23 protein-coding genes are annotated in these 26,806 nt (G+C 59.8%); 18 read left to right on the top strand and 5 right to left on the bottom strand.

Translation table 11 applies throughout. From position 1 onward, the window contains the following. Positions 1–130: 130 nt before the first annotated feature. The 16 genes from rfaH to ACM6IV_RS26820 all read left to right on the top strand — a co-directional run bounded on the left by rfaH (position 131) and on the right by ACM6IV_RS26820 (position 19,017). Positions 131–667, top strand: a complete 537-nt coding sequence (gene rfaH / locus ACM6IV_RS26745; RefSeq protein WP_414872356.1) for a transcription/translation regulatory transformer protein RfaH — start codon at positions 131–133, stop codon at positions 665–667. 37 nt (positions 668–704) lie between these two features. Next, positions 705–1,865 carry an outer membrane beta-barrel protein gene (locus tag ACM6IV_RS26750; RefSeq protein WP_414872357.1) on the top strand — a complete coding sequence of 387 codons (1,161 nt, stop codon included), beginning with the start codon at positions 705–707 and terminating at the stop codon, positions 1,863–1,865. 12 nt (positions 1,866–1,877) lie between these two features. After that, complete coding sequence (locus ACM6IV_RS26755; RefSeq protein WP_414872358.1) at positions 1,878–2,411, top strand: polysaccharide biosynthesis/export family protein; 534 nt, start codon at positions 1,878–1,880, stop codon at positions 2,409–2,411. Positions 2,412–2,413: 2 nt separating this feature from the next. Next, a complete protein-coding gene (locus ACM6IV_RS26760) occupies positions 2,414–4,726 on the top strand; it encodes a GumC family protein (protein ID WP_414872359.1) in 2,313 nt (770 codons plus the stop codon). Positions 4,727–4,872: 146 nt separating this feature from the next. Further along, positions 4,873–6,264, top strand: coding sequence for an undecaprenyl-phosphate glucose phosphotransferase (locus tag ACM6IV_RS26765; RefSeq protein WP_414872360.1), 1,392 nt, complete (start codon positions 4,873–4,875; stop codon positions 6,262–6,264). Positions 6,265–6,322: 58 nt separating this feature from the next. After that, positions 6,323–7,663, top strand: coding sequence for a UDP-glucose dehydrogenase family protein (locus tag ACM6IV_RS26770; protein WP_414872361.1), 1,341 nt, complete (start codon positions 6,323–6,325; stop codon positions 7,661–7,663). A 13-nt stretch (positions 7,664–7,676) separates the two neighbouring features. Beyond that, positions 7,677–8,381: a WecB/TagA/CpsF family glycosyltransferase gene (locus tag ACM6IV_RS26775; RefSeq protein WP_414872362.1), complete on the top strand. Its 705-nt coding sequence runs from the start codon at positions 7,677–7,679 to the stop codon at positions 8,379–8,381. A 2-nt stretch (positions 8,382–8,383) separates the two neighbouring features. Next, positions 8,384–9,463 carry a glycosyltransferase gene (locus ACM6IV_RS26780; RefSeq protein ID WP_414872363.1) on the top strand — a complete coding sequence of 360 codons (1,080 nt, stop codon included), beginning with the start codon at positions 8,384–8,386 and terminating at the stop codon, positions 9,461–9,463. Then, positions 9,460–10,572 (top strand): glycosyltransferase, encoded by a 1,113-nt coding sequence (locus ACM6IV_RS26785; RefSeq protein WP_414872364.1) that lies wholly within the window; start codon positions 9,460–9,462, stop codon positions 10,570–10,572. Before ACM6IV_RS26780 ends, ACM6IV_RS26785 begins: the two co-directional genes overlap by 4 nt. Then, complete coding sequence (locus tag ACM6IV_RS26790) at positions 10,569–11,882, top strand: O-antigen ligase family protein (RefSeq protein WP_414872365.1); 1,314 nt, start codon at positions 10,569–10,571, stop codon at positions 11,880–11,882. The genes ACM6IV_RS26785 and ACM6IV_RS26790 overlap by 4 nt, the downstream gene beginning before the upstream one ends. Before the next feature lie 17 nt (positions 11,883–11,899). Then, positions 11,900–12,853, top strand: a complete 954-nt coding sequence (locus ACM6IV_RS26795; RefSeq protein WP_414872366.1) for a glycosyltransferase family 2 protein — start codon at positions 11,900–11,902, stop codon at positions 12,851–12,853. Positions 12,854–12,866: 13 nt separating this feature from the next. Continuing rightward, on the top strand, positions 12,867–14,285 hold the full coding sequence (locus ACM6IV_RS26800) for an oligosaccharide flippase family protein (protein WP_414872367.1): 1,419 nt from the start codon (positions 12,867–12,869) through the stop codon (positions 14,283–14,285). A gap of 30 nt (positions 14,286–14,315) precedes the next feature. After that, positions 14,316–15,371: a UDP-glucose 4-epimerase GalE gene (gene galE / locus ACM6IV_RS26805; RefSeq protein ID WP_414872368.1), complete on the top strand. Its 1,056-nt coding sequence runs from the start codon at positions 14,316–14,318 to the stop codon at positions 15,369–15,371. Further along, a complete protein-coding gene (locus ACM6IV_RS26810; protein ID WP_414872369.1) occupies positions 15,371–16,849 on the top strand; it encodes a family 16 glycosylhydrolase in 1,479 nt (492 codons plus the stop codon). The genes galE and ACM6IV_RS26810 overlap by 1 nt, the downstream gene beginning before the upstream one ends. Before the next feature lie 126 nt (positions 16,850–16,975). Continuing rightward, entirely contained in the window at positions 16,976–18,025 is a 1,050-nt protein-coding gene (locus tag ACM6IV_RS26815; RefSeq protein WP_414872370.1) for an acyltransferase family protein, read from the top strand. Positions 18,026–18,114: 89 nt separating this feature from the next. After that, positions 18,115–19,017, top strand: coding sequence for a bestrophin family protein (locus tag ACM6IV_RS26820; protein ID WP_414872371.1), 903 nt, complete (start codon positions 18,115–18,117; stop codon positions 19,015–19,017). Between the two features lie 44 nt (positions 19,018–19,061). Here ACM6IV_RS26820 and ACM6IV_RS26825 read toward each other — a convergent pair whose 3' ends face one another. Further along, positions 19,062–19,841 carry a MetQ/NlpA family ABC transporter substrate-binding protein gene (locus ACM6IV_RS26825; RefSeq protein WP_414872372.1) on the bottom strand — a complete coding sequence of 260 codons (780 nt, stop codon included), beginning with the start codon at positions 19,839–19,841 and terminating at the stop codon, positions 19,062–19,064. Beyond that, positions 19,838–21,016 (bottom strand): N-methyl-L-tryptophan oxidase, encoded by a 1,179-nt coding sequence (solA, locus tag ACM6IV_RS26830; RefSeq protein WP_414872373.1) that lies wholly within the window; start codon positions 21,014–21,016, stop codon positions 19,838–19,840. The genes ACM6IV_RS26825 and solA overlap by 4 nt, the downstream gene beginning before the upstream one ends. Positions 21,017–21,389: 373 nt before the next feature. On the opposite strand from solA, the gene ACM6IV_RS26835 reads away from it, so the two are divergent. Together ACM6IV_RS26835 and ACM6IV_RS26840 are read left to right on the top strand one after the other, a co-directional pair. Then, entirely contained in the window at positions 21,390–23,795 is a 2,406-nt protein-coding gene (locus ACM6IV_RS26835) for a glucose/quinate/shikimate family membrane-bound PQQ-dependent dehydrogenase (protein ID WP_414872374.1), read from the top strand. 104 nt (positions 23,796–23,899) lie between these two features. Continuing rightward, the gene (locus ACM6IV_RS26840) at positions 23,900–25,198 is read left to right on the top strand and encodes a carbohydrate porin (protein WP_414872375.1); all 1,299 of its coding nucleotides are present in this window, start codon (positions 23,900–23,902) and stop codon (positions 25,196–25,198) included. Between the two features lie 61 nt (positions 25,199–25,259). Here the strand turns inward: ACM6IV_RS26840 and ACM6IV_RS26845 are convergent, their stop codons facing one another. The 3 genes from ACM6IV_RS26845 to ACM6IV_RS26855 all read right to left on the bottom strand — a co-directional run bounded on the left by ACM6IV_RS26845 (position 25,260) and on the right by ACM6IV_RS26855 (position 26,803). Beyond that, the gene (locus ACM6IV_RS26845) at positions 25,260–25,460 is read right to left on the bottom strand and encodes a hypothetical protein (protein ID WP_414872376.1); all 201 of its coding nucleotides are present in this window, start codon (positions 25,458–25,460) and stop codon (positions 25,260–25,262) included. Positions 25,461–25,639: 179 nt separating this feature from the next. After that, positions 25,640–25,894, bottom strand: coding sequence for a hypothetical protein (locus ACM6IV_RS26850; protein ID WP_414872377.1), 255 nt, complete (start codon positions 25,892–25,894; stop codon positions 25,640–25,642). A 249-nt stretch (positions 25,895–26,143) separates the two neighbouring features. Beyond that, a complete protein-coding gene (locus ACM6IV_RS26855; protein WP_414872378.1) occupies positions 26,144–26,803 on the bottom strand; it encodes a carbonic anhydrase in 660 nt (219 codons plus the stop codon). Between the last annotated feature and the right edge of the window lie 3 nt (positions 26,804–26,806).

Consider the following 26,806-nt stretch of genomic DNA (forward strand, 5'->3'; position numbering starts at 1 on the left):
CACCGACTGATTCAAGTTTGAAACACTTCAACGTTAAGTCATAAAAAACCATGTTTCGCCATTAGCCACTACTTAGCCCTTGATAGAGCTTCTGCCTGCCTAAACTTCGATAATCACAGAGTTTACCCGCATGCCAGCCATCAGCTCGGAAAGACCTAATTGGTACCTGTTGCAATGCAAGCCACGTCAGGATGAGCGTGCCCACCTCAACCTTCTGCAACAGAATTACGTGGTATTCCACCCGCAAATCCTCACCGAACGCGTCATTCGCGGAAAACGCCAGCGTCTGCGCGAATCGCTCTTCCCCGGCTATCTGTTTATCCAGATCAGTCGCCACGACAACTGGGCCCCCTTGCGCTCGACCCGCGGCGTCAGTCGCATTGTCGAGTTCAATCACGGTCCTGCAATAGTGGCAGAGCACATCATCGAGCACCTGCGTTCACGTTGTTTCGAAGCGTCAACGACCAAGCCGGATGAGGCGCTGAAACCCGGGGAAAACCTGCAGATCGTCAGCGGTCCGCTCGCACCGCTGGAAGGTGTATTCCTCGGTCTGCATGGAACCGATCGCGTGATGATTCTGTTGCAGTTTCTTAATCGGGAACAACCGGTTTGCCTGCCACTCAGCGTGATCGAGCGTCAACAAGCCAGCTTTCAGACTTACAACTAACGACCCGCCTTATTTGCCTCTGCTCAGGAGCTAAAACATGGCCTTGAAGTCACGCTGCCCTGTCGCACTGATGATGGCCTCTCTCTATCCTGGAATGGCCTGGAGCATCAATCCGCAAGCCATTGATGTTTACGGATTTGATTTCACGCCCTCTTTCTTGTTTTCAGAAAGTTATGACGACAACTTTCGCGAGGTGGAAAACGGCAAGCAGTCTTCAATGGTCACCAAGCTGGCGCCCTCCTTCGAACTCAAGGCCGAAGATCGCAACAGTGCGACGCGGCTGATCTGGCAGCCCACGCGCTACATCTATCACGACGAGTCGGATGCCTCGAACACAGCCCAGCGGGTCCGTGCGGACAGCATCATGGAGTTCACCGATCGGCATCGTCTCAAACTCGATGCCGAGTACCGCAAATGGGAGCGTACGGAATCGACGGCAGTCGAAGGCATCAACGACAAGCTCAATAACAAACGCGTGGGGGGTCTGTACACGTTCGGCGCTAAAAGTGCGGACAACCAGATCGATGTCGGCGCCAGTTACGCGCAACTGCGCTACGACAATGCCGACGGCATCAACGACGACAAGGAACGCAACACCACCGCCCTCACCAGCACCTGGTATCACCGCATCGGCAGCAACACCCGTGGTTTGTTGGAATATGACCACACCGACTTCGATTACCAGCAAGCCAACAGCCCGCGCAGCAGTAAATCCGATGCCGTCCTCGCCGGTGCCGTGTGGGATTTCACCGCCCGCACCACGGGCAAGGTGCGCCTCGGTTATGAGCGAAAAAACTTCGACAACAGTGAGTCCAAAGACCTCAACAACCCGACCTGGCAAGTGGACTTGCAATGGAAGCCACGCACCTATTCGACCTTTACCTTTGTCGCTCGCCAGGCCCTCGCTGAAGGCGACGATGGCGCGGATGCCGTGAAGTCGACATTCACCCAGGTCGGCTGGCGTCACGGCTGGACCGAACGGATCACCACCGTGGCCCAGGCCGGGTACGGTCGCTATGTCTACGAAGGCCAGAGCCGTACCGACAACCTTCAGGATTACAACCTCGCGGTGGTGTACGCGATGCGCCGATGGCTGGATATCGAACTGGGTTACCGCTACCGCGACAACGATTCCGATGCCGACAATGAAAGCTTCACCCGCAACGTGTTCCAGATCAGCTTCAACGTCAGCCTTTAAGAGGGTCTCGACATGAACACACGCATGCTTGTCTTGCTTATCGCGCTGTTTTTTCTCCCTCATGCCTACGCAGAAGACCCCGGTACTCAGTACAAACTGGCCGCTGGCGATGTCCTGCGCATCATCGTCTTTGGTGAGCCGGAGTTGAGCCTGAAAAAAATCCGCCTGAGTGACGCCGGGACCTTTTCCTACCCTTTTCTGGGGGAGATTTCCGCCAAGGGCCTCACTCCCGGACAAGTCGAGAAAATCATCATCGACGGTCTCAAGCAGGGTTACCTGATCGACCCGAAAGTCAGCCTCAGCCAGATTGAATACCGCTCTTTCTATATCAATGGCGAAGTCAAGAAACCCGGCAGCTATCCGTTTGTGCCCGGCCTGACCCTGGAAAAAGCCATCGCGTTGGGCGGAGGTCTGACCGAGCGAGCCTCGATCAAGCGCGTGACCATCCTGCGCGGCGACGGTGGCGCGACCCTTACCGATAACGTGACGCGCAACACCACGATTGCCCCCGGCGACACCATTTCCATTGCACAAGGCTTTTTCTAATCATGGACAACAGCCCTAGCACTTACGTCGAACGTCCTCTGCAAGCCCATCTGCATCAGCAGAGCGCCGAAAACAAGGACACCATTGATCTGCTGAAACTCTGGCGGGTGATCTGGCGCGCCAAATGGAGCATCGCCTGGCTGGTCCTGGTGAGTGGTTTGCTGGCGGCCATTGTGGTCTCGAACATCACGCCGCAGTACATCGGCAGCACCACTTTGCTGTTCAACGATAAAACACCGCCGCTGATGTCCTTCCAGCAAGTCAAGGAGTCGGGGAGCAATGCCACCGAGTACCTGCAGACCCAACAGGCACTCCTGCAATCGCGCGATCTTGCCGAACGCGCGGTGAAAAAACTCGGACTCACGACCCACCCGGTCACCGACCCGCGCCAGCAACCCCAACCGTGGTTCACCCCGCGTCAATGGCTGGCCGATCTTGACCTTGACCAGTGGATTCCGGGGCTGGAGCGCTTCCTGCCAAAGGCAAAAGAGCAGCCTACGGAAGAGGATGTCTTCAATCAGGTCACGCAGAACCTCATGCAGCACACCAGCGTGAAGTTCGTGGGCAAGAGCCAATTGCTCGAAATCGAGGTCGAGTTGCCGGACCCTGCACTGGCGGCAGCGGCAGCCAATGCCCTGGCCCAGGGCTTCACCGACAGCCAGCTCGACACCAGTGAGAAATCCACACAAACCACCACCGCCTGGATGAACACAAGGCTGATCAAACTGCGTGACAACCTGCGTGCGGCGGAGAAAAAACTGCAGGGTTACCGCGAAGAACAAGGTCTGGTCGACGTCGGTGGCGTGGCCACCATCAGTGCCAATGAACTGGAAATGACCGGCAATCGCATGGTCGACGCCCGGCGCAACCGGGCGGAAGCCGAGAGCGAATATCGGCAGGCCAAGGCGTTGGGCAATGGTGATCTGAGCCGGCTCTCCAGCGTGCCTGCGGTGCTGAGTAACCCGCTGGTGCAAAAATTCCAGGCGGACCGGGCCGTGGCCCAGGCCAAGGTGGATGAACTGGCGGGACGCTATGGGCCCAAACACCCGAGCCTGATTTCTGCGCAGTCCGAATTACGCACCGCCACCACCAGTCTGCAATTGCAGGTGCAGCAAGTGGTCGCCGGTATCGAGCGGCAATACCAGCTCGCCACCGCCAGTGAAGCCTCGCTGCGCCAGTCCTTCAACAGCAACAAGGCGCAGATTCAGGACATTGCGCGCAAGGAGTTCCAGTTGCGCGAGTTCCAGCGTGAGGTCGACAGCTCCCGCGCGCTGTATGAAACCTTCGTCACCCGTTTGAAAGAAACCACCGCCACTGCCGACATGGATTCGACGAAAGTGCGCATCGTCGACCCGGCCATCGTTCCGGTCGACGCGAGCAAACCGCGCAAGACCTTGATTGTCGCGATCGTCGGTTTGATCGCCGCAGTGATCGGCGTCGGCCTGGCGCTGCTCTTCGACACGCTGAGCAACACCTTCAAAACCGACGAGTCGATCGAAAGCGCGCTGAATATTCCTCTGCTCAGCGTCGTGCCGTTGGTGACCAAGAAAACCCGCCGGCAACTGGCGCGCCTGTTTGCAGACAACGACAACCCGAGGTTCTCCGAGACCATCCGCAACCTGCGAACCTGGCTGATGCTGCAAAGCAGCGAAATGCCCTCGCAAGTGGTGCTGGTGACCTCGACGGTGGCCGGTGAAGGCAAGAGCACCATTGCCAATAATCTGGCCAGCTCGCTGACGTCGTTGGAGCGCGTGCTGCTGATCGATGCCGACATGCGTCAGCCCACCCTGTCGCTGAACTTCGACTTTCCACCGGACAGTCCCGGACTGGCGAATGTCATTGCCGGCACCGCCAGGCTCGAAGACTGCATCGTGTCGGTGGGCAATCTGGACATGTTGCCGGCGGGCAAAGTGCTGCCGCCTTCGCGGGATATGTTCACCGCCCCGCGCCTGCCTTCGCCAGGCGATACGCTCAACGCGTTGCAGCCACCGCCGCAGGATCTGCTCAGCTCGCCGCGCATGGCACGCATGCTTGAGGCGCTGCGGTCGCGTTACCGCCACATCATTATCGACTCGCCCCCTGCGGAGATGATCAGCGACGCGCTGTTACTGGCCCGGCATTCCGATGCCGTGATTTATGTGGTCAAGGCCGACAGCACGCCGATCAGCCAGGTTCAGCGAGGCATTGCCATGCTGCAACAAAGCCATGTGGCCGTATTCGGCACTGTGCTCAACCAGGTCGACCTGCGCAAGGCGCGCAAGTATGGCTATCACCACTCCCGGGCGTTTTATAACTACGACTTCGCGCCCAGGTAACACCCGGCGAACACGCCTGCCGCAACGCCCCATCTGCCATCGCACAACTCGCTTCACCTCTGCCGAGCTACGGAAAAGCCATCGGGCGACAGGTCGTGCCTGCCCGATTAGCACTGATGCATGTCTGCTGCCTTGAGGTTAAGCCCATGACACCCGTCTATACCGCTCACATGACGCATCGCCGAGGTCTGACGTTCTGGGGCCAGTGGTTGTGCGCACTGTCGCTCGCCACGTCGTTGCTGATGTTGCTGGTTTACTGGCGCGTCGGCAGCCTGACCAGCGAATACCGCATCCTGATCATTCTCGCGGTACTCGGCTCGGTGCCGATTTACAGCGTGATGCAGGTCTACCACAAACGCCATGGCCTGCTGGTCGGACTTGGCCGATTACTGGCCGGCTGGCTGATTCTGCTGGCGGTGCTGGCGGCGATTGCCTTCATCACCCAGACCAGCGCGATTTATTCGCGTCAGGTAATCATCGTCTGGGCCGTGCTGGGTTTCGTGGTCCAGGCTGCAAGCTTTCTGCCCCTGCACTACTTCGCCCGGCTGCATTCGCGCAAGATTTGCAGAGAACGCCGTTCGGTGATCATCGGCACCTGCCCGACCGCCCACGAGCTGGCGAAAAAACTCTCTCAGCCTAACCGCGCACTGGTGCTGGGCTTTATCGCCGCCGCCGACGACAGCGGCCCGGCGCCGAGCATTCTGCCGCTGCTCGGCCACGTTGCCGCGATCCGCGAGATCATCACGCGCCTGGAAGTGCGCCGCGTGTATATCGTGCTGACCATGGCGCATGCCGCTACCATCGAAGCGCTGTACATCGACCTGCTGGACATGAACGTCGACGTGGTGTGGATTCCGGATTTCGGCAGCATGGTGTTGCTCAACCATTCGATCTCGGAAATCGAGCGGATGCCGGCGATTTACCTCAACGAAAGCCTGATCAGCTCGCACCCGGCGAGCCTGTTTTGCAAGGATCTGTTTGAACGCAGCCTGGCCGGCGTGGCGATTATCCTGCTCAGCCCCTTGCTGCTGGCGGTGGCGGTCGCCGTCAAGCTGACCTCTTCGGGCCCGGTGCTGTTCAAGCAGGCGCGGCACGGTTGCAACGGTGAGGTGATCAAGGTCTGGAAGTTTCGCTCGATGCACGTCCACGACGACCGTGAGGTGCGCCAGGCGACCCGCAACGATAACCGCCTCACCCCGATCGGGGGCTTTCTGCGGCGCACGTCCATCGACGAATTGCCGCAACTGTTCAATGTCGTGTCCGGGCAGATGGCCCTCGTCGGCCCGCGCCCGCATGCCGTGACCCACAACATTTATTACACCGGCAAGGTGCGCGCCTACATGGCCCGCCATCGCCTCAAGCCGGGGATCACTGGCCTGGCGCAGATCACCGGCCATCGCGGCGAAACCGAAACGGTGGAAAAGATGCAGCTGCGCGTCGCCCAGGACCTCAACTACATCAACCAATGGTCGCTGTGGCTCGACATCAAAATCCTCGTCAAGACGCCCTTCACGCTGTTCTCGAAAAACATCTACTGACGCCCTGCCCCCGCCCAGCCCCTTTGTTGCCCCTCGTTACACGACCTGAGGTCTGACCATGAATGTGAGCGTATTCGGTATCGGTTACGTGGGCCTTGTCCAGGGCGCCGCCCTGGCCGAGGTCGGACACAACGTGCTCTGCGTCGATGTCGACGCGGCCAGGGTCGAGGCACTGCAGGAAGGCACGCTGCCCATCTACGAACCAGGTCTGAAAAGCCTGGTGCGGGACAACTATCAAAGCGGTCGGCTGCGCTTTGATACAGACCTGGCGGCTGCCGTTCACCATGGCGATGTACTGTTGATCGCCGTCGGTACTCCGCCGGACGAAGACGGCTCGGCCGATCTGCACTACGTGTTGAGCGTGGCGCAAACCATCGCGCTGAACATGGACCGCCACCAGATCATCGTCAACAAGTCCACGGTGCCGGTCGGCACCGGCGATCAGGTGCGTGCACAGATCGAACAGGTGCTGGCCGACAACGAGCGCAGTGACCTGACGTTCGATGTGGTCTCCAACCCGGAATTCCTCAAGGAAGGTTGCGCGGTCGAGGATTGCATGCGCCCGGACCGGATCATCATCGGCACCGACAGTCCGCGCGCCGAAGAGGTCATGCGCGAACTGTATGAGCCATTCAATCGCAACCGCGAAAAAATCATTGTAATGGACCTGCGCAGCGCCGAGCTGACCAAGTACGCCGCCAACTGCATGCTGGCGACCAAGATCAGCTTCATGAACGAGATGGCCTGCCTCGCCGAAAAGCTCGGTGCCGACATCGAAAACGTGCGCCACGGCATCGGTGCCGACCCACGCATTGGTTATCAATTCATCTACCCGGGCCTGGGCTACGGCGGCTCGTGTTTTCCCAAAGACGTCAAAGCGCTGATCCACGCAGCGACCAATGTCGATATCGATGCTCGGTTGCTCAAGGCCGTCGAGGCACGCAACCAGGATCAGAAGGCCAGCCTGTACACCAAAGTGTTCAATCACTTCGACGGCCAGTTGCGCGGCAAGACCTTCGCCCTGTGGGGATTGAGCTTCAAACCCAACACCGATGACATGCGCGAAGCGCCCAGCCGCGTCCTGATGGAAGCCTTGTGGCAGGCCGGCGCGAGCGTTCAGGCGTTTGATCCCAAAGCCATGGAAGAGGCCCAGCGCCTGTACGGCGCGCGCGATGACCTGACCCTGACAGGCACCAAGGAAGCGGCGCTGAAAAATGCCGACGCGCTGATCATCGTCACCGAGTGGCAAGCATTTCGGGCGCCGGACTTCGACCTGCTCAGTCAACGCCTCAAACAACCGCTGATTTTCGACGGACGCAATCTGTTCGATCCGCAGCGCTTGAGCAAACGCGGCTTCACCTACGTTTCCGTGGGGCGGCAGACCCCTTCAGTGATCTGAAAGGAGCCGGGCCATGTTCACGCTGGAAATTGTCGAGCAGTACTCAGCGAAATTACTGGACGCCAACCAGGCGTATTCCTTTATCAACTTCGCCTCCATCGGCCGGGTTTTCGAGCAAACCCCGGGCACCGTCGCCTACTTTTGCGACGGCATGCTGATGTCGACTTTCATGTCCCGGGTGACCGGGAGGACGATCGGCCGGGTCAGCTTCGACTTCACCTCGATCGCCGACCTGGTACTGGGCAATGCTGAACAATCGGGCAAGCGCGTGTACTTCGTCGGCGCCCGGCAAGCCGAACTGGACCTGTTCATCGTCAAGATCAAGGCGCTTTATCCGCAGCTGACCATCGCCGGCCATCACCACGGCTATTTCAGCGCCGCCCAGGCTGAAGGCATCCGGGCCGACATTTGTCGCAGCGGTGCAGACATCCTGATCGTCGGCCTCGGCGCCGGACTGCAAGAGCAGTTCGAGCTGGAGGCCCTGCGCGCCGGCTTTCGCGGTGTGGCGTTCACCTGTGGCGGGTTCATTCGCCAGGAAGCCCTGGCCACGCGGCAGTACTACCCGGCGCTGATCAACCGCCTGCACCTGCGCGCGTTCTATCGAATGTACCGCGAGCCCCACACGATCAAACGCTACCTCATCGATTACCCCGGCAACTTCTTGCGCCTGCTGACGCTGCTCGCTCGGCACAAAGTCGCCATCAGCGTTGGGGAGTGACCATGCACATTCTGTTTATCCTCAAGGATTTCAAGGCGGGTGGCGGCGTCGAACGCGTGCAGCAACGCTTGTCAGAACAGTTTCTCAGGGACGGTCGGCGCGTGAGTTTTTTCGTCATCAACGCCGACATGCCCGACACGCCCGGTGTGCAATGTTTCAACGGCGGCGGCCGCGGGTTCGCCGGTATGCTCAAGTCCGTGGTGATGTTGCGTCGACTGGTGCACCGTGAAGGCGTCACTCACCTCATCTCGGCCAAAGAGCAGGCCAATCTCTGCACCTGGTTCGCCACCTTGGGCAGTGCCTGCAATGTCATCTACAGCCGTCACGCGACACTCGACTGCAGTGAACAGAAAACCGGTCCGTCGAGCCTGCGCCTGCTCTACAGTTTGTACCTGTGCGGCAGTGGCAAGGTGGTGACGGTCTCGACGGCGCTGCGCCAGACCCTCGTCGATTTGCTGCCATGGGGACGCCAGCGTATCCGCTATTGCCCGAATGCCGTGGTCACCGAACAGCTTTTTCACGCTTCACGGGCGCCCCGACCTCAAGGGTTGCCTGACCACTACTGGCTGAGCGTAGGTCGTCTGGTCGAACCCAAAGGTTTTCACCTGTTGCTCGACGCCTACGCCACGGCGTTGCGCAGTGCAGTGCTGCCGGATCTGGTAATCGTCGGCGACGGTCCGTTACTCGACACACTGACCACTCAGGCCGAACGTCTGGGCATTGCCCGGCGGGTGCACTTCACCGGTTTTCTCGGCAACCCTTATCCACTGCTCCGGCAGGCCCGACTGTTTATTTTGAGTTCCCTGCAGGAAGGCATGCCGACCGTGCTGATCGAGGCGCTGGCACTGGGCACGCCGGTGCTGGCCTGCGACTGCGAGACCGGGCCCCGGGAGTTGCTGGACAACGGTCGCCTTGGGCAACTGGTCAAGGCCAATGACGTACCGGCCCTGGCCGACGGAATGCTGCGCAGCCTGACCGCACACCCTGCCCCTGCGCCGAGCGAAAAACGGCTCACCGACACCCTGCGCCCCTACACCAGCCAGTACGCGGCGCAGGCGTATTACCAGGTCTGGAACCAATGAAAAAGCTACTGATCATCCTGCATGACCTCGGTGCCGGCGGCGCCGAAAAAATGATGGCGCGCCTGGCTACCGCGCTGGTGGACGCGGGCAATGACGTGACCTTGCTGATGCTCACCGGCGGCGGCATTCACGCCGCCAGCCTCGACCCGCGGGTGAAAAAGGTTGAATTGCACAGCCCGCGCACCGTGCGTGCAGTGCCGGCCCTCACGCGGTTTCTGCGCGCCAATCGCTTTGACGCGCAATTGGCGGCACTCACCCACGTCAACGTCGTGGCGATTGCGGCAGCGACGCTGTCCGGCTCGCTGAAACGCCTGCACGTCAGCGAGCGCAATGCCTTTTCCCATGACAAGCACGTCAATCCCGACTTCATGGTGCGCATTGCCTATCTGCTGGCGCCGCTGCTGTATCGGCTGATTCCCAACCCGGTGATCTGCGTCTCGCGCGGCGTCGCTCAGGATCTGGTCGACACCACCATTGCCCGCCGCCGGGACGTGACCATTGCCGATAACCCGGTGCTCGATGACGACTTTCGCGAGAAGGTGCCGGGGCCACCCAGCCACCGCTGGCTGCTGGAGAAGTCCGGTGCGGTGATTGTTGCCGTGGGACGTCTGGCGCCACAAAAAGGCTTCGATACCCTGATCACCGCATTCGCCGCCTTACCGGAGAGCAACGCCCGCCTGATCATTTTTGGCGAAGGTGCGCTCCGGGCCGATCTGCTGGAACAGGCGCACGCACTGGGCGTGGCGGAGCGCGTCGATCTTCCCGGTTATGCCCATGATCCCCTGGCAGAAGTGGCTGCAGCCGATTGCTTTGTGCTGTCGTCGCGTTTCGAGGGCAGCCCCAACGCGCTGGTCGAAGCCTTGTCCACGGGCACACCGGTGGTGGCCACGCGCTGTCCCCATGGCCCGCAAGACATCCTCGGCGGTGGCGTCGTTGCGCCGCTGGTCCCGGTCGAAGATCCGCTCGCCCTGGCGCAGGCAATCGCTCAGCAACTCGCCACGCCACGGGACTTGCAGCGTCATTCACGCCTTGCCGCCGCCGCCCGGTTCATGAATGCCAGTGCGGTGCAGACCTACCTCAACGCGATGATCGGGAGCCCGTCATCATGAGCACACTGGCAATCAGGTATACGACGTTACGCGACGGCTTCACCCTGTTCGGCGTCCTGTTTTACATCCAGGTGATTACCTTTGTCCTTAACCTGGGTGGAGCTTCGAGTTTCGGCGATATCAATAAAGACCTCGAAGGCAACGTCGCCAATCAGATCTGCGGGCTGATCACGCTGTTGGTGCCGCTGTTCTTTTTCATCCGCAACAAGGTGTTCCTCAGCAAAACCTTTTATCGCAGCAACTTCTTCCTGCTCGCGTTCATGCTGTGTGTCATTGCCTCAATCAGTTGGTCCCATGACCCGATGCTGAGTTTCAAGCGCTTTATCGCGATGCTCAGCATGGTGTTCTTCGCCGGTTTCATTGCCTACAACTACTCCCTGGAAAAAATCACCTTCATGCTCGGCTGCGCCATTGGCGTGGCGGCGTTGATCGGTTTGATCCTCGCCGTGGTCATGCCGGAAGTGGCGTTTCTGTCCGGTGGCATTCGCGACGGTGCGTTCAAGGGGGTGTTTGCCGAAAAGAATGCCGGCGCCCGGCTCAACGCGATCGCCATCGTGTTGTTGTTGCCGATGATTCGCCAGCGCAATCGCTGGGCCCTCACCTGCGCGTTCTTTTCGCTGGTCGCCATCTTGCTCGCGCAGTCGGCCACCGGTGTGGTGCTGATTATTTCCGGCACGATCAGCTACTGGTACTTCCTGACGATGATCCGCCTGGGCATCCATCGCTCGCGTTTGATGTTCCTCGGCTGCACCCTGCTCTACTTGCTGGTTTGCCTGTTTCTGTACAGCAATTTTGCGGTGCTGCTGGAAATGGCCGGTCGTGACCCGTCACTGACCGACCGCACGCTGATCTGGGAACTGCTCGAGCCCTACATCGATAGCCAGTTTCTCAAGGGCTACGGCTTCGGCGCCTTCTGGTCGAGCCCCGATGCCGATGCCTTCATTACCCGGTGGGGCTATATCGGCAACGCACACAGCGGCTACATGGAAACCCTGCTCAACGGCGGTGTCATTCAGCTCGCGGCACTCGCGCTGTTGTTCGGTGAAGCCCTGCTCAAGCAATACCGCGCCGTGACCGCGAACCAAGCGGCGCAGTTTCGCGCCAGTGCGCTGGTCATCATCGGCCTGTTTGCCGTGACCAATTATGTGGCCTACGTGATTCCCAACTACCGCTCGGCCGAGTTTCTGGTGTTTTGCACCCTGGCCCTGTCCTTCCGCCATCACCACGCGACCTACCCCGAGTCCTCACCGGCATCACTGCGTCAGCGCTCACCTGCACGAGCACTGCCGGGCGACTCAGCCAACGCTTGACCCAAGGAGAACCAACCGTGCCCAACCCAGCCCTCTCTTCAGCGGATTCAGTGTGCGTCGTGATTCCGATGTACAACGGCGCCGACAGTATCGAGCAAACCCTGGCGTCCCTGGCCGGGCAAACCCGACTGCCCGATCACGTTATCGTCATCGACGATGGCTCGACCGATGACGGACCGCAGCGGGTCAGAGACTTCGTCGCACCGTTTCGCCTGACGCTGCTGCAGCAAGCCAATGAGGGCCAGGCTAGCGCCCGCAACCACGGCATGCGCCACAGTGAAGAAACGTTTGTGGCAATGCTCGATGCCGATGATCAATGGTGTCCGCAAAAGCTCGAACTGCAACTGGCCCTGTATGACGAACTCACTCGTCAGGGTCGGCCGGTGGGGTTGATCGACTGCTACGCGCAGGTCAATTACAGCGACGGCCGGCGGCAACTGGACAACCTGCGCAAGAGTGGCAGGCATTTCTACGATTTCATCCGTGCCAACGTCGTCAATGGCGTCTCCACGGCGCTGGTCAAACGTGAGGTAATCATGCAGCTCGGCGGCTTCGATGCCAGCCTGCGCTACTCCGAAGACCGCTTCATGTGGACCCGGATCGCCGAACATTGGGAGATCCACACGGTGCCGCAGGTGTTGCTGGAGCGCACGGTCAACGGCGGCAATATGACCGCGCAACCGAAAAAGTACTACCAGAACAAGATCCGCTTCATTGAGGTGTACCTGGCCCGCTACAGCGCGCAGTTAACCGAGCAGCAACGGATCGATTTCGTGCTGAGCAATCACACCGATTTTCTCGAGGCGTTTTCCCGGCGCGGCGAGCATGACGAGGTGATCGGCGTGTACCGACGAATGCTCGAATGTTCGTGGCAAGCGCTGATCTTCGCCAACGGCAAAGCGACCTTGCGCTACCTCTATGCCCGCGCGCGGACGTGGCGCAAGGCAACGGCCTCGACCCCTGCCCATTGAATCGGTAACCGCCATGGCCAACCACCGTCTGGTGACATTGACCTGGATCTTCACCGAGAAATTCGGCCTGATTTTCCTGTCGATGATTACCTTTGTCGTCTATGCGAAGCTGCTGTCGCCGGTCGAGCTGGGTGTGGGCACGGTGATCATTGCGATCATCGAATTGATCGGCCTGGTCTACTCATCGGTGCTGGAAGACCCGCTGGTGCGGCTCGAACGGCTGGAGGACAAACACATCTCCACCGCCTACTGGGCGGCGGTCCTCGTCAGTCTGGCGACCATCGTGGTCATCTCGGGCGCGGTGCTGCTGTACACGTCCGACCCGCTGTTGCGCTGGATGACCGCGGTGGCCTCGGTGAAAATCCTCTTCACCATGATGGCGCGGGTCTATGTCGCGCAAATGCGCCGCAGCAGCAACTTCAAGGCGCTGGCGTCGCGCACGTTATTGGGCAAGGTGGTCGGTGGCGTCGGCGGTATCGCGGTGGCGCTGTGGGGATTGGGCGCCTGGGCAGTCATTGCCCAGGCGCTGATCATGGAGTTCGTCTCCATCGTAGTGTTGATGCGCGCAGACCCGCGACGCATCGCCTTTTACATTGACCGCCCGTTCTTGCGCGAACTGTTGAAGGCTGGCACACCGGTTGCCATCAACTCGCTCAGCTCGCAAACCTTGCAGCGCGGAGTCAACGTGGTCCTGGGCATGGCGGCCGGCGCGAGTGCGGTGGGCATGTTCAACATGGCGATGCGCATCATCGAGCTGCCGCGCACCGCGATTTACAACGGCCTGCTCAGCTATGCCCTGCCAGCGTTTGCCCGACGCAGCGCAGAGCCTGCGCGATTACTCGGGATCATTGGCGATTCAACTGCCGTGAGTGGCTTTCTGTTGACGCCGCTGTTCATTGGCCTCGCCCTCACGGCCAGCGACTTGATCCTGTTGATCTTCGGCGCCAAGTGGGCTGAGGCCATCCCGTTGCTGCAAGTGCTGGCCTGCACGGCCGCCATCGGCAACACCGCCATGTACGCCACCACCGCGCTGGTGGCCGTGAACCGCAGCCACCTGACGATCAAGGCCGAAGTGCTCACCACCGCCCTGGCCCTGGCGCTGGTGTACGTCCTTGGTCAGCGCTATGGCGCAATGGCTGCAGCGGCTGCGCTGCTCGCGCGCATGTTGCTGATCACGCCGCTGCAAATCCGCGGCTTGAACGCGGCCATCGGTTACAGCTGGGGGCGTTTCTTCGAGGCCAATTACCGCAGCGTGATCGCGTCAGTGGTCATGGCGGCAACCGTCCTGCTGGTGTCGCCGCACCTGGGTTTAAACGGCTACCTGCATTTGATCGGCAGCATCGTGCTCGGCGCGCTGAGCTACGCCGTGGGCTACAGCGTCATGCACCCGCGCTGGCCGCAAGAATTCAAATCGGTTTTCACCTCCCGCTGAATGCAGTCCCTGAGACAGGAAGACCTCACCATGCGCAAAACTACGTTGATCACGGGCGGGGCCGGTTACATCGGCTCGCACACCGTTTGGGCGCTTATCAATGCCGGGCACCCTGTGCTGGTGCTCGACAACCTGTGCAACAGCTGTCGCGAGTGCATCTCACGCCTTGAGCAATTGACCTGCAGCCATGTCGATTTCATCAAGGGTGATATTCGCGACCCGAGCCTGCTCGACGACATCTTCAGCCGCTACGACATCGAGGCCGTGGTGCATTTCGCCAGTCTCAAATCCGTCGAAGAAAGCATGCGCAAGCCGCTGGACTACTACGTCAACAATGTCGCCGGCACGCTTGGCCTGTGCCAGGCGATGGCGCGCAATAACGTCTTCCGCCTGGTGTTCAGCTCATCGGCCACGGTGTACGGCGAGCCCACGCGCACACCGATTGCCGAAGATTTCGGCACCGGCAAACCGGCCAATCCCTATGGCCGCAGCAAGTTGATGATCGAAGAGTTGCTCACCGATCTGTGCCACTCCGATCCCCGCTGGAGCATCGGTCTGTTGCGCTACTTCAACCCGATCGGCGCCCACGAAAGCGCCATGATCGGCGAAGATCCCAAGGGCCGCCCCAACAACCTGTTGCCGGCCCTGACACAGGTCGCCATTGGCCGCCTGCCAGAGCTCACGGTGTACGGCAGCGATTACCCCACCGTCGACGGCACCTGCGTGCGCGATTACATCCACGTGGTCGACCTTGCCATCGGCCACCTCAAAGCGCTGCACCTGTTGCAACACGACAACGGCATTCACTTCTGGAACCTCGGCACAGGCGTTGGCTACAGCGTGCTGCAGATCATTCACAGTTTCGAAGACATCACCGGCATCAGCATTCCCTTTCACTTCGCCCCGCGCCGCCCCGGCGATATCGCCAAATGCTGGGCCGATCCGGGCAAGGCCGGACGTGAACTGGGCTGGAGCGCGCAGCGCGGGCTGGAGCAAATGATCAGCGATGCCTGGCGTTGGCAGTCGTGCAATCCGCAGGGTTATCAGTCTTCCTTCACGCTGCCGGCGGCCCTTGAGGTGAAGTGATGGCGATACTCAAGACCTGGCTGCTGGCACTGTTGTTGACGGTTTCATTCGTTTGCGCCGCCGCTCAGGCGCCTTCCGGCCCCCCTGCGAGCGGGTTAGTGCTGTGGCTGGATGCGGCCGACCCGGCCACCCTGACCGTGGATGCGCAAAACCAACTCAAGCGCTGGACCGACAAATCCGCTCATTCCAATCACGCCACCGTCGATGAAGCCGGCGCACCGCCACAACGAATCGAGAACGCCCTGAATGGCCATTCGGTCGTACGTTTCAGCGGCTCGTCAGGAATGCTGGGCAGGTCCATCCGCGCGGTCAAGGGGCCTGCCACTGTCTTGATTGTGTCCCGTCGATTGGCCGAACAGGGCGATGTCGATCCCTGGCAACGCTTGTTCAGTTCGCGCCCGCAAACCGCCAACAACGATAACGTGCTGCCGAATTTCGCGATCAGCCTGGCGCAAACCGGCGCCTATGAACCGACGGTTTCAGTCCTTGAACTGTTCGACGTACCGATCGGGCCATTCGCCGTAGGCCGCAATGCCGTCGGCACCGCCGAAAACTTTCGCGGCGACATCGCCGAAGTGCTGGTGTACGACCGCCCCTTTGCTTCCCTCGCAGATCGCCAGCGAGCCTTTCAATACCTGGCAGACAAATGGTCCGTGGCGGTTCCAGCCAGTGCCGATACCTGGACTCGCGTCGGCCCGCTCGGCCCGGTGCCGCCCCTCGTCGATCCCGGGCTGCCGCTGTCCGACCAGGCCAATGCCGGCCGCTGGCTGCTCGACACGACACTGTCCGACGATTTCAATGGCGCCACCCTCGACCGCACACGCTGGCACGTCAACAACGGCATCGGTAACGAGTCGCTGGGGCGCAAACCGGCGTTGTTCACCGAGCGCAATGCCAGCGTCAACAACGGCAACCTGAACATCGTCTTTCGCAAGGAAACCCTGGCACAAAAGTATGTGGCGCTCGGTTACAAGGACTACACCTCGGCCATGGTCCGGACCAATGAACGCGGCTTTTACGGTTATTACGAAGCACGCGCCAAACCGATGAACAGCGCGGCGTCCAGCGCGTTCTGGCTGGCGTGGACGGGCATGGCCGACAACGCCACCGAAATCGACATCTTCGAAATCGGCGGCAAGACCAAAAACGCCGCCTCGGACCGCTCCTACAACATGAACGCCCACCTCTGGGCCACGCCACACAGTACCGAACACATCGCCGACGGCAGTACCTGGACCAGCCCTTGGCGCCTGGCCAGTGATTTTCATGTCTACGGTTTCGACTGGCAGCCCGACACACTGCGCTGGTACGTCGACGGTGTGCTGGTCAGGGAATCGAAGAACAGCCACTTTTTCTTTCCCATGCAGATCGTCTTCGACAGTGAGGCCATGTGGAAATGGTTCGGTGTGGTCGACGACGCCGACCTGCCCTCCACCTTCGAGGTCGACTACATCCGCAGGTGGCAACGCGGTTCATAACCATCACACGAAGCCCGGGGCAAGCCACTGAGCGCCCCCGCTGTCATCGCTTTCGTCTTGGGTCGAATGTCATTCGCCAGAGTCGTCAGTCTTCAATCCGCGCTAACACCTCTGGAGCGCATGAACATGCACAACCGACGGCTGAAGGAGCTGGATCTGCTGCGTTTTCTGGCAGCAATCGGCGTGGTGTTGTTTCACTATGCGTTTCGCGGGTATGCACGGGGCGACATGTCGGAAATGCCCTACCCGCTGCTGGCTGACGTGGCCAAATACGGTTATCTGGGCGTCGAACTGTTTTTCATGATCAGCGGGTTCGTCATTCTGATGACGGCGTCGAGCAACAATCTCAAAGCGTTTTTCATTTCCCGCGTCGTGCGCCTCTGCCCCGCGTTCTGGGTGTGCTGCACGATCACGTTTCTGATCACCCTTGCCATCGGCCAGCCCAGATTCAGCGCTGATCTCTATCAGTATCTGGTCAACATGACCTTTCTTGGCGATTTGATCGGTGTTGCACCGATCGATGGCGTTTACTGGTCGCTGTTTGTGGAAATCAAGTTCTACCTGATGATTTCGATTCTGCTGGGACTGAGGAAAATAGAGAGCATCGAAATCTGCCTGGTGATCTGGTTGCTGATCTCTGCCACCGCAGAATTGCTGGCGTTTGAAAAGCTGCGTTCGATCCTGATTACCGATTACGCGGCTTATTTCATTGCCGGTGCAACGTTCTACCTGATCTGGGCCAAGGGCTTCACCCGCAACCGCGTTGCCCTGTTGGTGGCGGCGTTTACCCTCGCCGCTTTTACCGCCATGGCCTGGGCCGAATCGATCGAAGTGAAATATTCGACTGACTACAGTCCTTCGATCATATGCAGCACGATTTTCCTGTTTTTCATGACGTTCCTGTTGATCGTGACCAACAAAACGGCGGCCCTGGGCCGACTGAACTGGACCGCGTTGGGGGCGCTGACGTACCCGCTGTACCTGTTGCATCAGATGATCGGCTTCATGATTTTCAACATCGCTTATCCGGCGGTAAATCCGCATCTGCTGCTGTGGGGCACCGTCGCTTTGATGATCGGCGCGTCCTGGCTGATACACGACAAAGTCGAGACGCCGATTGCCAGGCTCATGAAAAGATCCCTTTCCTTCTCCTTCAAACGGGTCAGGGCCGATTAGTCCAATGTCGTGGTCAGGTGCGAACCTTTCCCGGGAAAACACCGTCGGAGCTAAAGCGCTAACGTTTCTGCTCGCCACGAGGTTTCCGTTTGAAAGCTGCCATCGTCAAAAAGTACCGTCTGATCCTCAAGACCCTCGGCTACGTTGGCTGGGCGTTGTTCTGGTTGTTGCTCTGGGACATCGCCGTCACCGTGGACTTCATGCTGTTTCTCAACGCCAAGCTGAATCTGCCGCTGATGCCCCTGACTTTGCTCGGTTCTGCGCTCATCGTGTTGATCAGTTTCCGCAACAGCAGCGCTTACAACCGCTGGTGGGAAGCGCGGACGCTGTGGGGTTCGATGATCAACAATTCGCGCAGCTTCGCCCGGCAGGTGCTGACTCTGCTGGATGACGCCGACAGCGAGGTCAACCCGGTCAAGTCGACCCTCCTGCGCCGCCACGTCGCCTATGTGAATTGCCTCGCGGCACATCTGCAGGGTCAGCCGTGCCCTGAAGAGGTGCGGGCGTTTATTCCCGCCGATGAGTTCGCCCGCAGCAGCACCACCAATAACTTTGCCAACGATATCCTCACCGGCTCGGCGACGTTGCTCGCCCGGGAATACAAGGCGGGACGTCTGGACAGCATTCGCCTGGCGCGGCTGGAGTCGACGCTGGTGGACCTGTCCAACAGCCAGGGCGGCATGGAGCGGATTGCGAATACGCCGCTGCCCTACCCCTATGTGTATTTTCCGCGTCTGTTTATCTCGTTGTTTTGCCTGATCGTCCCGGTGGGACTGGTGGAATCACTGGGCTGGTTCACACCGCTGGCGTCGACCGTGGTCGGATTTATGCTGTTGGCCATTGAGCGCATCGGTACGGACCTGCAAAGCCCGTTTCGCCATAGCGAACACCAGATTCAGATGGAAGCGCTGTGCGAAACCATTGAGAAAAACCTGCAGTCGATGCAGCGGGACTCTTTGGGGCACGTGCGGCGGATTGAAGAGAACGCTTGAGAGTATCGGCCGCCGTCAGCATTTCAGACGGCGGCCGAAATGAATCAGAAAGCAGGCACCACGTCGCCGTGATAACGCTCAAGAATGAACTGCTTCACTTGCGGTGAATTGAGCAATGCGCCGAGTTTCTGCACCGCCGGATCGTTGGCCTTGTCGCGGCGCACGTACAGGTAATTGGCGTACGGTGACTCCGAGCTTTCGATAAACAGCGCGTCTTTGTGTGGCACCAGTTTGGCTTCCAGCGCGTAGTTGGCGTTGATCAGCGCCATGTCTACCTGATTCAACACCCGCGGCAGCATGGCCGCTTCGAGTTCCTGAAACTTCAAATGTTTGGGATTGCTGACGATATCCAGGCGCGTCGCCATGATGTCGTCGGGATCCTTCAGGGTGATCAGCCCTTGTTTGGCGATCAGCAGCAGCGCACGGCCGGAGTTGGTCGGGTCGTTGGGAATGGCAATGGTCGCGCCATCCTTGAGTTCGCTAATGTTTTCGATCTTCTTCGAATAGGCGCCAAACGGTTCGATGTGCACGGCCACCACTGGCACTTGATCGCTGCTCGGCCGGTCTTTTTTGTACGCTTCGTAATACGGTTTGCTCTGGAAATAGTTGGCGTCGAGCAAGCCTTCATCCGTCTGCCGATCAGGCTGGATGTAATCAGAGAAGACTTTGACATCCAGCGTCACCCCTTCTTTGGCCAGCTCCGGTTTCAAGAACTCCAGAATCTCGGCATGGGGCACAGGCACCACGGCGACTTTCAGGGTTTCGGCCGAGGCCGTGCCCATGGCTGCCACCAGCAGTGCTAAGGAGAGCGCGACGCGTTTCACGATAGTTTTCCTTCGAAGCGTTTCAGGGAGAAAGAGGACAGATCAAGGTCAGTCGAGCCACGTATGCACCATTGTGCAAACGCCTCGCCGAGTGCGGCGGAATGCTTGAAGCCGTGACCGGAGCAGGCCGACACGAACAGGGTGTGTTGCAGCGACGGATGCTCGTCAATGATGAAATGACGATCCGGCGTCACGGTGTAAGCGCACACCGCGGACTTGAGCACTGTCGAGGTCACACCAGCGATACGGCCTTGTACCTGGTGCTCGTACATGTCCTGCGCTTCGGCCGCTGAAACTGTCCGGTCGATAGCCTGCGGTAACGTAGAGGTGTGGTACTGCGCAGTGGCGATTTTCATGCTGCTTTCGCCGGGAAGTGCGGGAAAGCCGTAGTTGATTTTGTCGTCACCACCGCCGTGCGTGAGGATGAATGTCGGTGAATGGCCAACCAGTCCGGCGTTCTCTTCCAGTTCGAACCAGAACAGCTTTTGCCGGTAAACCCTCAACAAATGCTCAAACGGCTCACCGAGCCACTCGCCACTCCAGTTACCGGCGCTGATCACTAGCTTGTCGGCGTGTAGCGTGCGCTGGTTGGTCGTGACCGTAACCCCTTGTTCGTTCGAGCTGACCGCCGTAACGGTCTCGCCTTTATAAAGCGTTGCACCGTGTTGCCCGGCCAGTTTGAGCTGCACGTCAATGCAACGCTCCGGACGCACAAAGCCTCCACCCGGTTCGAAATAACCGATGGCCGAATCGCGCACGTGGGCAAATTGCGGGAAACGCTGGCGAATCTGCTCGGCGGACAGGACTTCGTGCTCAATGCCGTAAGTCTGCGCGAGGCCAATGGTGCGCAGGGTGAAGTCGGTCGGGTCTGCAGGGTCGAACTCGGCGCTCGACGTCAGTACCAGCAGACCCGATTGCTCAAACAGCGATTCCCCGGTCAGCGCCTCAAGTTCCCGCCAGATGCGATGAGAATTGCGCACGATGGGCACATATTGCGCACCTTCTCCAACTGAAAGCCGGGTAATGCGGGTATCGCCGTGGCTGGAACCGAGGTTGTGCGGTGGGTGATGACGGTCGATGCCGACGACGTTCACGCCCGCTTTCGCCAGCTGATAAAGCGTCGCCGCGCCCATCGCTCCCAAGCCTAAAACCACCACCTCACATCGCTCGGACATAAATAGCCACCTATCAAAAAGGTGCCAGTTGAGCGGTAAAACACGGCGAATTCCAAGATTAAAAAAGCATATCCATATAGCTCGATGCGTCCCCTGACCGCTCTGGGCTGCGCTATCGGGCGGTTATTCGTCGCATTTACAACGCAGCGCAAATGATTTAAGCCTGATGGCGCAACATCCTATATCTGTCATAAATCACACCAAATCTTACAGAAAAGCTTTTTTTTCGCGGGTTTTGACAGACATTTCCACATTTGAGGTCCCCCCAGGCGAGAGTCGGCACGGCGAACTACGCTTCACGTTGAAATTTGTGATTTAACTAGGTAGTTACCTAACGATATACTGCGCGCCTCATTTCAACGGGACATTCAACGTGAAGCAGAGTCAAGGCCTCTCGGGCATATCAAAATTCATTCTGGTCGGGCTTGGGGTGATCATCGCCCTGCTCGGCTTGGCGCTCGCTGCTGGCGGCGTGAAGTTGGTCAGCCTGGGAGGGTCGTGGTACTTCCTGGTGGGTGGTCTGGTGATGGCCGTCTCCGGTCTGCTGATCGCCCGTTTCAAACCGGCCGGCGCGTGGTTGTTCGCCGCGTTCCTGGTCGGCACGGCGATCTGGGCGGTAAGCGATGCCGGTCTGGTGTTCTGGCCGGTGTTCTCGCGCCTGTTCATGTTCAGCGCCGTCGGCCTCGCCGTGGCGCTGGTCTACCCCCTGCTCAAGCGTGCCAGCGGCGGCGTTCCAGGTCGCGGTGCCTACGGCGTTGCCGCGGTGCTGGCGATTGGTCTGGCGGTCGCTGCGGGCAACATGTTCGTCGCGCACCCGACCGTTGCCGCCACCGGCACTGGCCCGGGCCTGACCCCGGTCACACCGGACAAGGCGCAAAAGGATTGGGCGCACTACGGTAATACCGAAGGTGGCAGCCGCTTCGCTGCGCTGGATCAGATCAATCGCGGCAACGTCGACAAATTGAAAGTGGCGTGGACCTACCACACCGGTGACGTCGCCGAGAGCGATGGCAACGGCGCTGAAGACCAGCTCACCCCGTTGCAGGTCGGCAACAAGGTGTTCATCTGCACCCCGCACAACAACCTGATCGCTCTGGATGCCGATACCGGCAAAGAACTGTGGAAGAACGCAATCAACGCCCAGTCGAAAGTCTGGCAGCGTTGCCGTGGCATGGCCTATTTCGACGCCACGGCCGCCATCGCTCAGCCGAGCAATTCGACGATCATCGAAGCCAAGCCCGCGCCGGCCGCCAACTGCCAGCGCCGTCTGCTGACCAACACCATTGATGCCCGTCTGATCGCGGTCGACGCTGACACTGGCGAGTTCTGCCAGGGTTTCGGCAACAACGGCCAGGTTGATCTGAAAGCCGGCCTGGGCGATGTTCCGGACAGCTACTATCAGTTGTCGTCCGCGCCGCTGATGGCCGGCACCACCGTGGTGGTGGGCGGTCGTGTGGCTGACAACGTACAGACCGACATGCCCGGTGGCGTGATCCGTGGCTTCGATGTGATCACCGGCGCCATGCGTTGGGCCTTCGACCCGGGCAACCCGCAGGATCGCAACGCGCCGGCAGACGGCAGCACTTACGTGCGCAGCACGCCGAACAGCTGGGCACCGATGTCCTATGATCCGGCGACCAACACCGTGTTCCTGCCGATGGGCAGCTCGTCCACCGACATTTATGGTGTCGAGCGCAGCAAACTCGATCACACCTACGGTGCGTCGATCCTCGCGCTGGACGCCACGACTGGCGCTGAACGCTGGGTATTCCAGACCGTGCACAACGATCTGTGGGACTTCGACCTGCCGATGCAGCCGAGCCTGATCGACTTCACCAAGGACGGCAAAACCGTACCGGCCGTGGTCATCGGCACCAAGGCCGGGCAGATCTACGTGCTCGACCGGGCCACCGGCAAACCCTTGACCGAAGTTAAAGAAGTACCGGTCAAAGCGGCAAATATCCCCAACGAGCCGTACTCGCCAACTCAGCCAAAATCGCTGGGCATGCCGCAGATCGGCGCACAGCACCTGACTGAATCGGACATGTGGGGTGCAACCCCTTACGACCAGTTGCTCTGCCGCATCGACTTCAAAGGCATGCGCTACGACGGTCTGTACACCGCACCGGGTACCGATAAATCGCTGAGCTTCCCGGGTTCGCTGGGCGGCATGAACTGGGGCAGTATCTCCACTGACCCGGTGCACGGCTTCATCTTCGTCAACGACATGCGCCTGGGTCTGTGGATTCAGATGATCCCGTCGCAGAACAAAGGTCAGGCCGCTGGCGGCGGCGAAGCGCTGAACACTGGCATGGGCGCCGTACCGCTGAAAGGTACGCCGTACGCCGTGAACAAAAACCGCTTCCTGTCGGTGGCCGGCATTCCGTGCCAGGCGCCACCGTTCGGCACACTGACTGCGATCGACATGAAGACGCAGAAAGTCGCCTGGCAGGTTCCGGTCGGCACCGTTGAAGACACCGGTCCACTGGGCATCCGCATGCATCTGCCGATCAAGATCGGTCTGCCAACTCTCGGCGGCACCCTGTCGACCCAGGGTGGCCTGATCTTTATCGCCGGCACCCAGGACTTCTACCTGCGCGCCTTCAACAGCGGCAACGGTGAAGAAGTCTGGAAAGCACGTCTGCCAGTCGGCAGTCAGGGCGGCCCGATGACCTATGTTTCGCCGAAAACCGGCAAGCAATACATCGTCATCACCGCCGGTGGTGCACGTCAGTCGACCGATCGCGGCGACTACGTGATGGCTTACGCCCTGCCGTAACCCACTGCGTCCACGGTAACCGCGGACGCTTGCTTTGAGCGCGGCACCTTCGGGTGCCGCGCTGCTTTTCCCCTATTGCTCAAGTTTTCAGCAGGAAGATTTACATGCTATCGGTTGTTCGTTTTTCTCGTTCTGACCTGTTCAAAGGCCTGTTGCTCGGCCTGACCTGCACCACCGCCCTCCCCGCGCTGGCCGACAATGATTCCGATCTGCTGACCCGCAGTACCCTCACCGGTGACTGGGGCGGCTTGCGTCAGCAGATGGACGAACAAGGCATCAAATTCACCGGTGATTACAGCGGTGAAATGGCATACAACGCCGATGGCGGTTTGCATCGCTCGGCGCGCTACTCGCAGAACATCAAGCTCGGCGTGCAGTTCGACCTGAACAAACTGTACGGCGTCGACAACGCCGGCAAGGTCCAGTTGACCATCAATGACCGTCGCGGCAACAGCGCCTCGGAAGACCTCGTCGGCAACCGTCTGCCGATCCAGGAAAACTACGGTGGCCTGTACACGCGCCTGACCGAACTGAGTTACGAACGCAGCCTGTTCACCCCGGCGCTCAATGTGAAACTCGGCTACATGGCCATGGGCAACGACCTCGGCGGCCTCGACAGCGGCATTCTGTGCAACTTCATGAACGCCGGTTTCTGCGGCCATCCGCTGAACATGTCCGGCGGCAGCGGCTGGACCAACTACCCCAACGCCCATTTGGGTGTGCGCGTGAAATACGATCTGTCGTCCTCGTGGCAACTGCGCGTGGCTGCGTTCAACGTCGACCCGGAAAGCAACGGCAACTCCAGCCGCGCCTGGCACTTGGGGCCAAAACACACCACTGGCACCGTGGTGCCGATCGAGCTGGTGTACAAGCACGCGGGTGAGCTGCCCGGCGAATACAAGCTCGGCTACTACTACGACAGCTCCGACGTAAAACGCATCGGCAGCGATAAAGAAGTATCCGGTCGCGGCGGTCATTATCTGTTGATCGATCAAGCTGTCTGGAGCTCGCCGACGTCCGAAGGCCGCAGCCTGCACGCCTTCGGTCAATACTCGGCGGCCAGCGAAGCGGCCTCGCCGTTCAGCAAGTGGTACGGCACCGGCGTGGTCCTGTACAAACCGTTCGAAGGTCGCCCGCGTGACACCGTCGCCCTGGGTTACGGCCGCGCCGTGCCGAACCCGCGTAGCCGTGACGTGTTGCAGGACGCCGCCGTGAACAACGGCACGCCGTTCCCGAACCTGGACAGCGCCGAGCAATTGATCGAACTCGGCTACGGTTATCAGGCCACGCCGTGGCTGACCCTGCGCCCGAATGTGCAGTACATCATCGAGCCGGGCGCGTTTTCCGGGCAGGACATCGACAATGCGCTGGTGTTTGGTCTGCAGGTCAAAGCGGCGCTCTGAACCCTGAATGACAGACGATAAAAAACCCGGTTCGAATGCCGGGTTTTTTATGGGCTTTGGATTATTTCGGCTCTGGATGTTCGCTCGAGACCGGGTTGGTCGCCTCCACGTCACTCATGTCTTCATCGACCGGCGAATCGTCGTCCGCCGGCAGCGGCACTTCAGGCTCATCGCGCCGCGGGTCATGGCCCGTCTCGTTGTCCGTGGTGCGGGTGACTGGCTGCTGCGAGATGTTGCCCTGCGCTTTCTCATCAATGTCCATGCTGGCTCTCCTGCTGATGCGCGGAAACTCCGCGCGTAAACGTCAGAGACGATCCGTCACTTTTGAATGCCAACCAATGGACGAATGGCACTCGCCATGGCTTTAGCCATCAAGAAGTCTGTGTCGTTGAAGCGGTGCCGAGGCGCAGCCAGGGCGTCACGCCCTGGCAGATAGCAAGATCACTTTTTCTTTTTAGCCGGCTTGTCAGCCTTCTTTGAATCCTTGGCCTTCTCAGGTTTGCTGTCCGCCTTTTTGGCCGACTTCTTCGGCTCGGCGTCTTTTTTCTTGTCTTTCTTGTCTTTCTTGTCGGAAGACTTTGAAAGCGCCGAGGCTGCCGCTGATTTCTTCTCAGGTGATGACTTTTTGTCTTTCAAATCCTTGCTGGCTTTCGAAGCGTCACCTTTCTCTTTGCTTTTCTTTTCGTCTTTAGCCACGTTGACCACCTCTCGGAGTGTGCCGGTATTGGCACAGCGCCTGTGCGATTGACGACAAGCTAATCATTAGGCGAGCAGGTCCGACAGCGGTTCAGATTATTTTCGGGCGTCGGTACAAGCCTTGTTGTCCGTCGAGCTCACCGAACTGCTGATCGAGTACTCGGGCGAATCTCCGCACCTCACGGTACAGCCGCTGTCACAGCACGATGAAGCGCCGGCGTTCAGGTCAGGAAAGATCAGTGCGTGCCATCACATCTGTCTGCCGTTGCGCGCAGAGATCGCAACGGTGGTCGGCGAATCAGCAAGCGGAACGAAGCGTCGCGTTGCGCCATCGAGCGCATCGATGCACCCTGCCTCGATGTCGTAGACCCAGCCATGCAGATTCATACGTCCCTGCTCGAGTGCGAGGGCCACCGATGGGTGCGTACGCAGGTTCGCCAGTTGCGCAATCACGTTCTCGCGCACGAGGCCGTCGAGCTTGGCGCGTGGCGTATCGAACTCATGTGCCGCGTTAATCGCTTTCGCAGCGTCCGCATGACGCAACCAGTTAGCGACCGCAGGGAGATGGTCCAGACATGTGCAACGCGAAATCGCCCCCATCGCTCCGCAGTCCGAGTGGCCGCAAATCACGATGTCCTGGACCCCGAGTACTGCGACCGCGTATTCAACGGTGGCCGAGACACCCCCTGGTTCGGGGCCATACGACGGCACAATGTTGCCGGCGTTGCGAATCACGAATAATTCGCCCGGTTCGCGTTGCGTCAGGAGTTCGGGCACCACACGACTGTCCGAGCAGGTGACGAACAACGCCTTGGGGTTTTGTGCCGTCGCAAGCTGCTTGAACAGCTCGACGCGTTGCGGATAAACCTCGCGCTGAAAGCGCAGAAAGCCGTCAATTATGTCACGCATGAA

The sequence above is a fragment of the Pseudomonas sp. IT-347P genome (assembly GCF_949768005.1).
Classification (GTDB): Bacteria; Pseudomonadota; Gammaproteobacteria; order Pseudomonadales; family Pseudomonadaceae; genus Aquipseudomonas.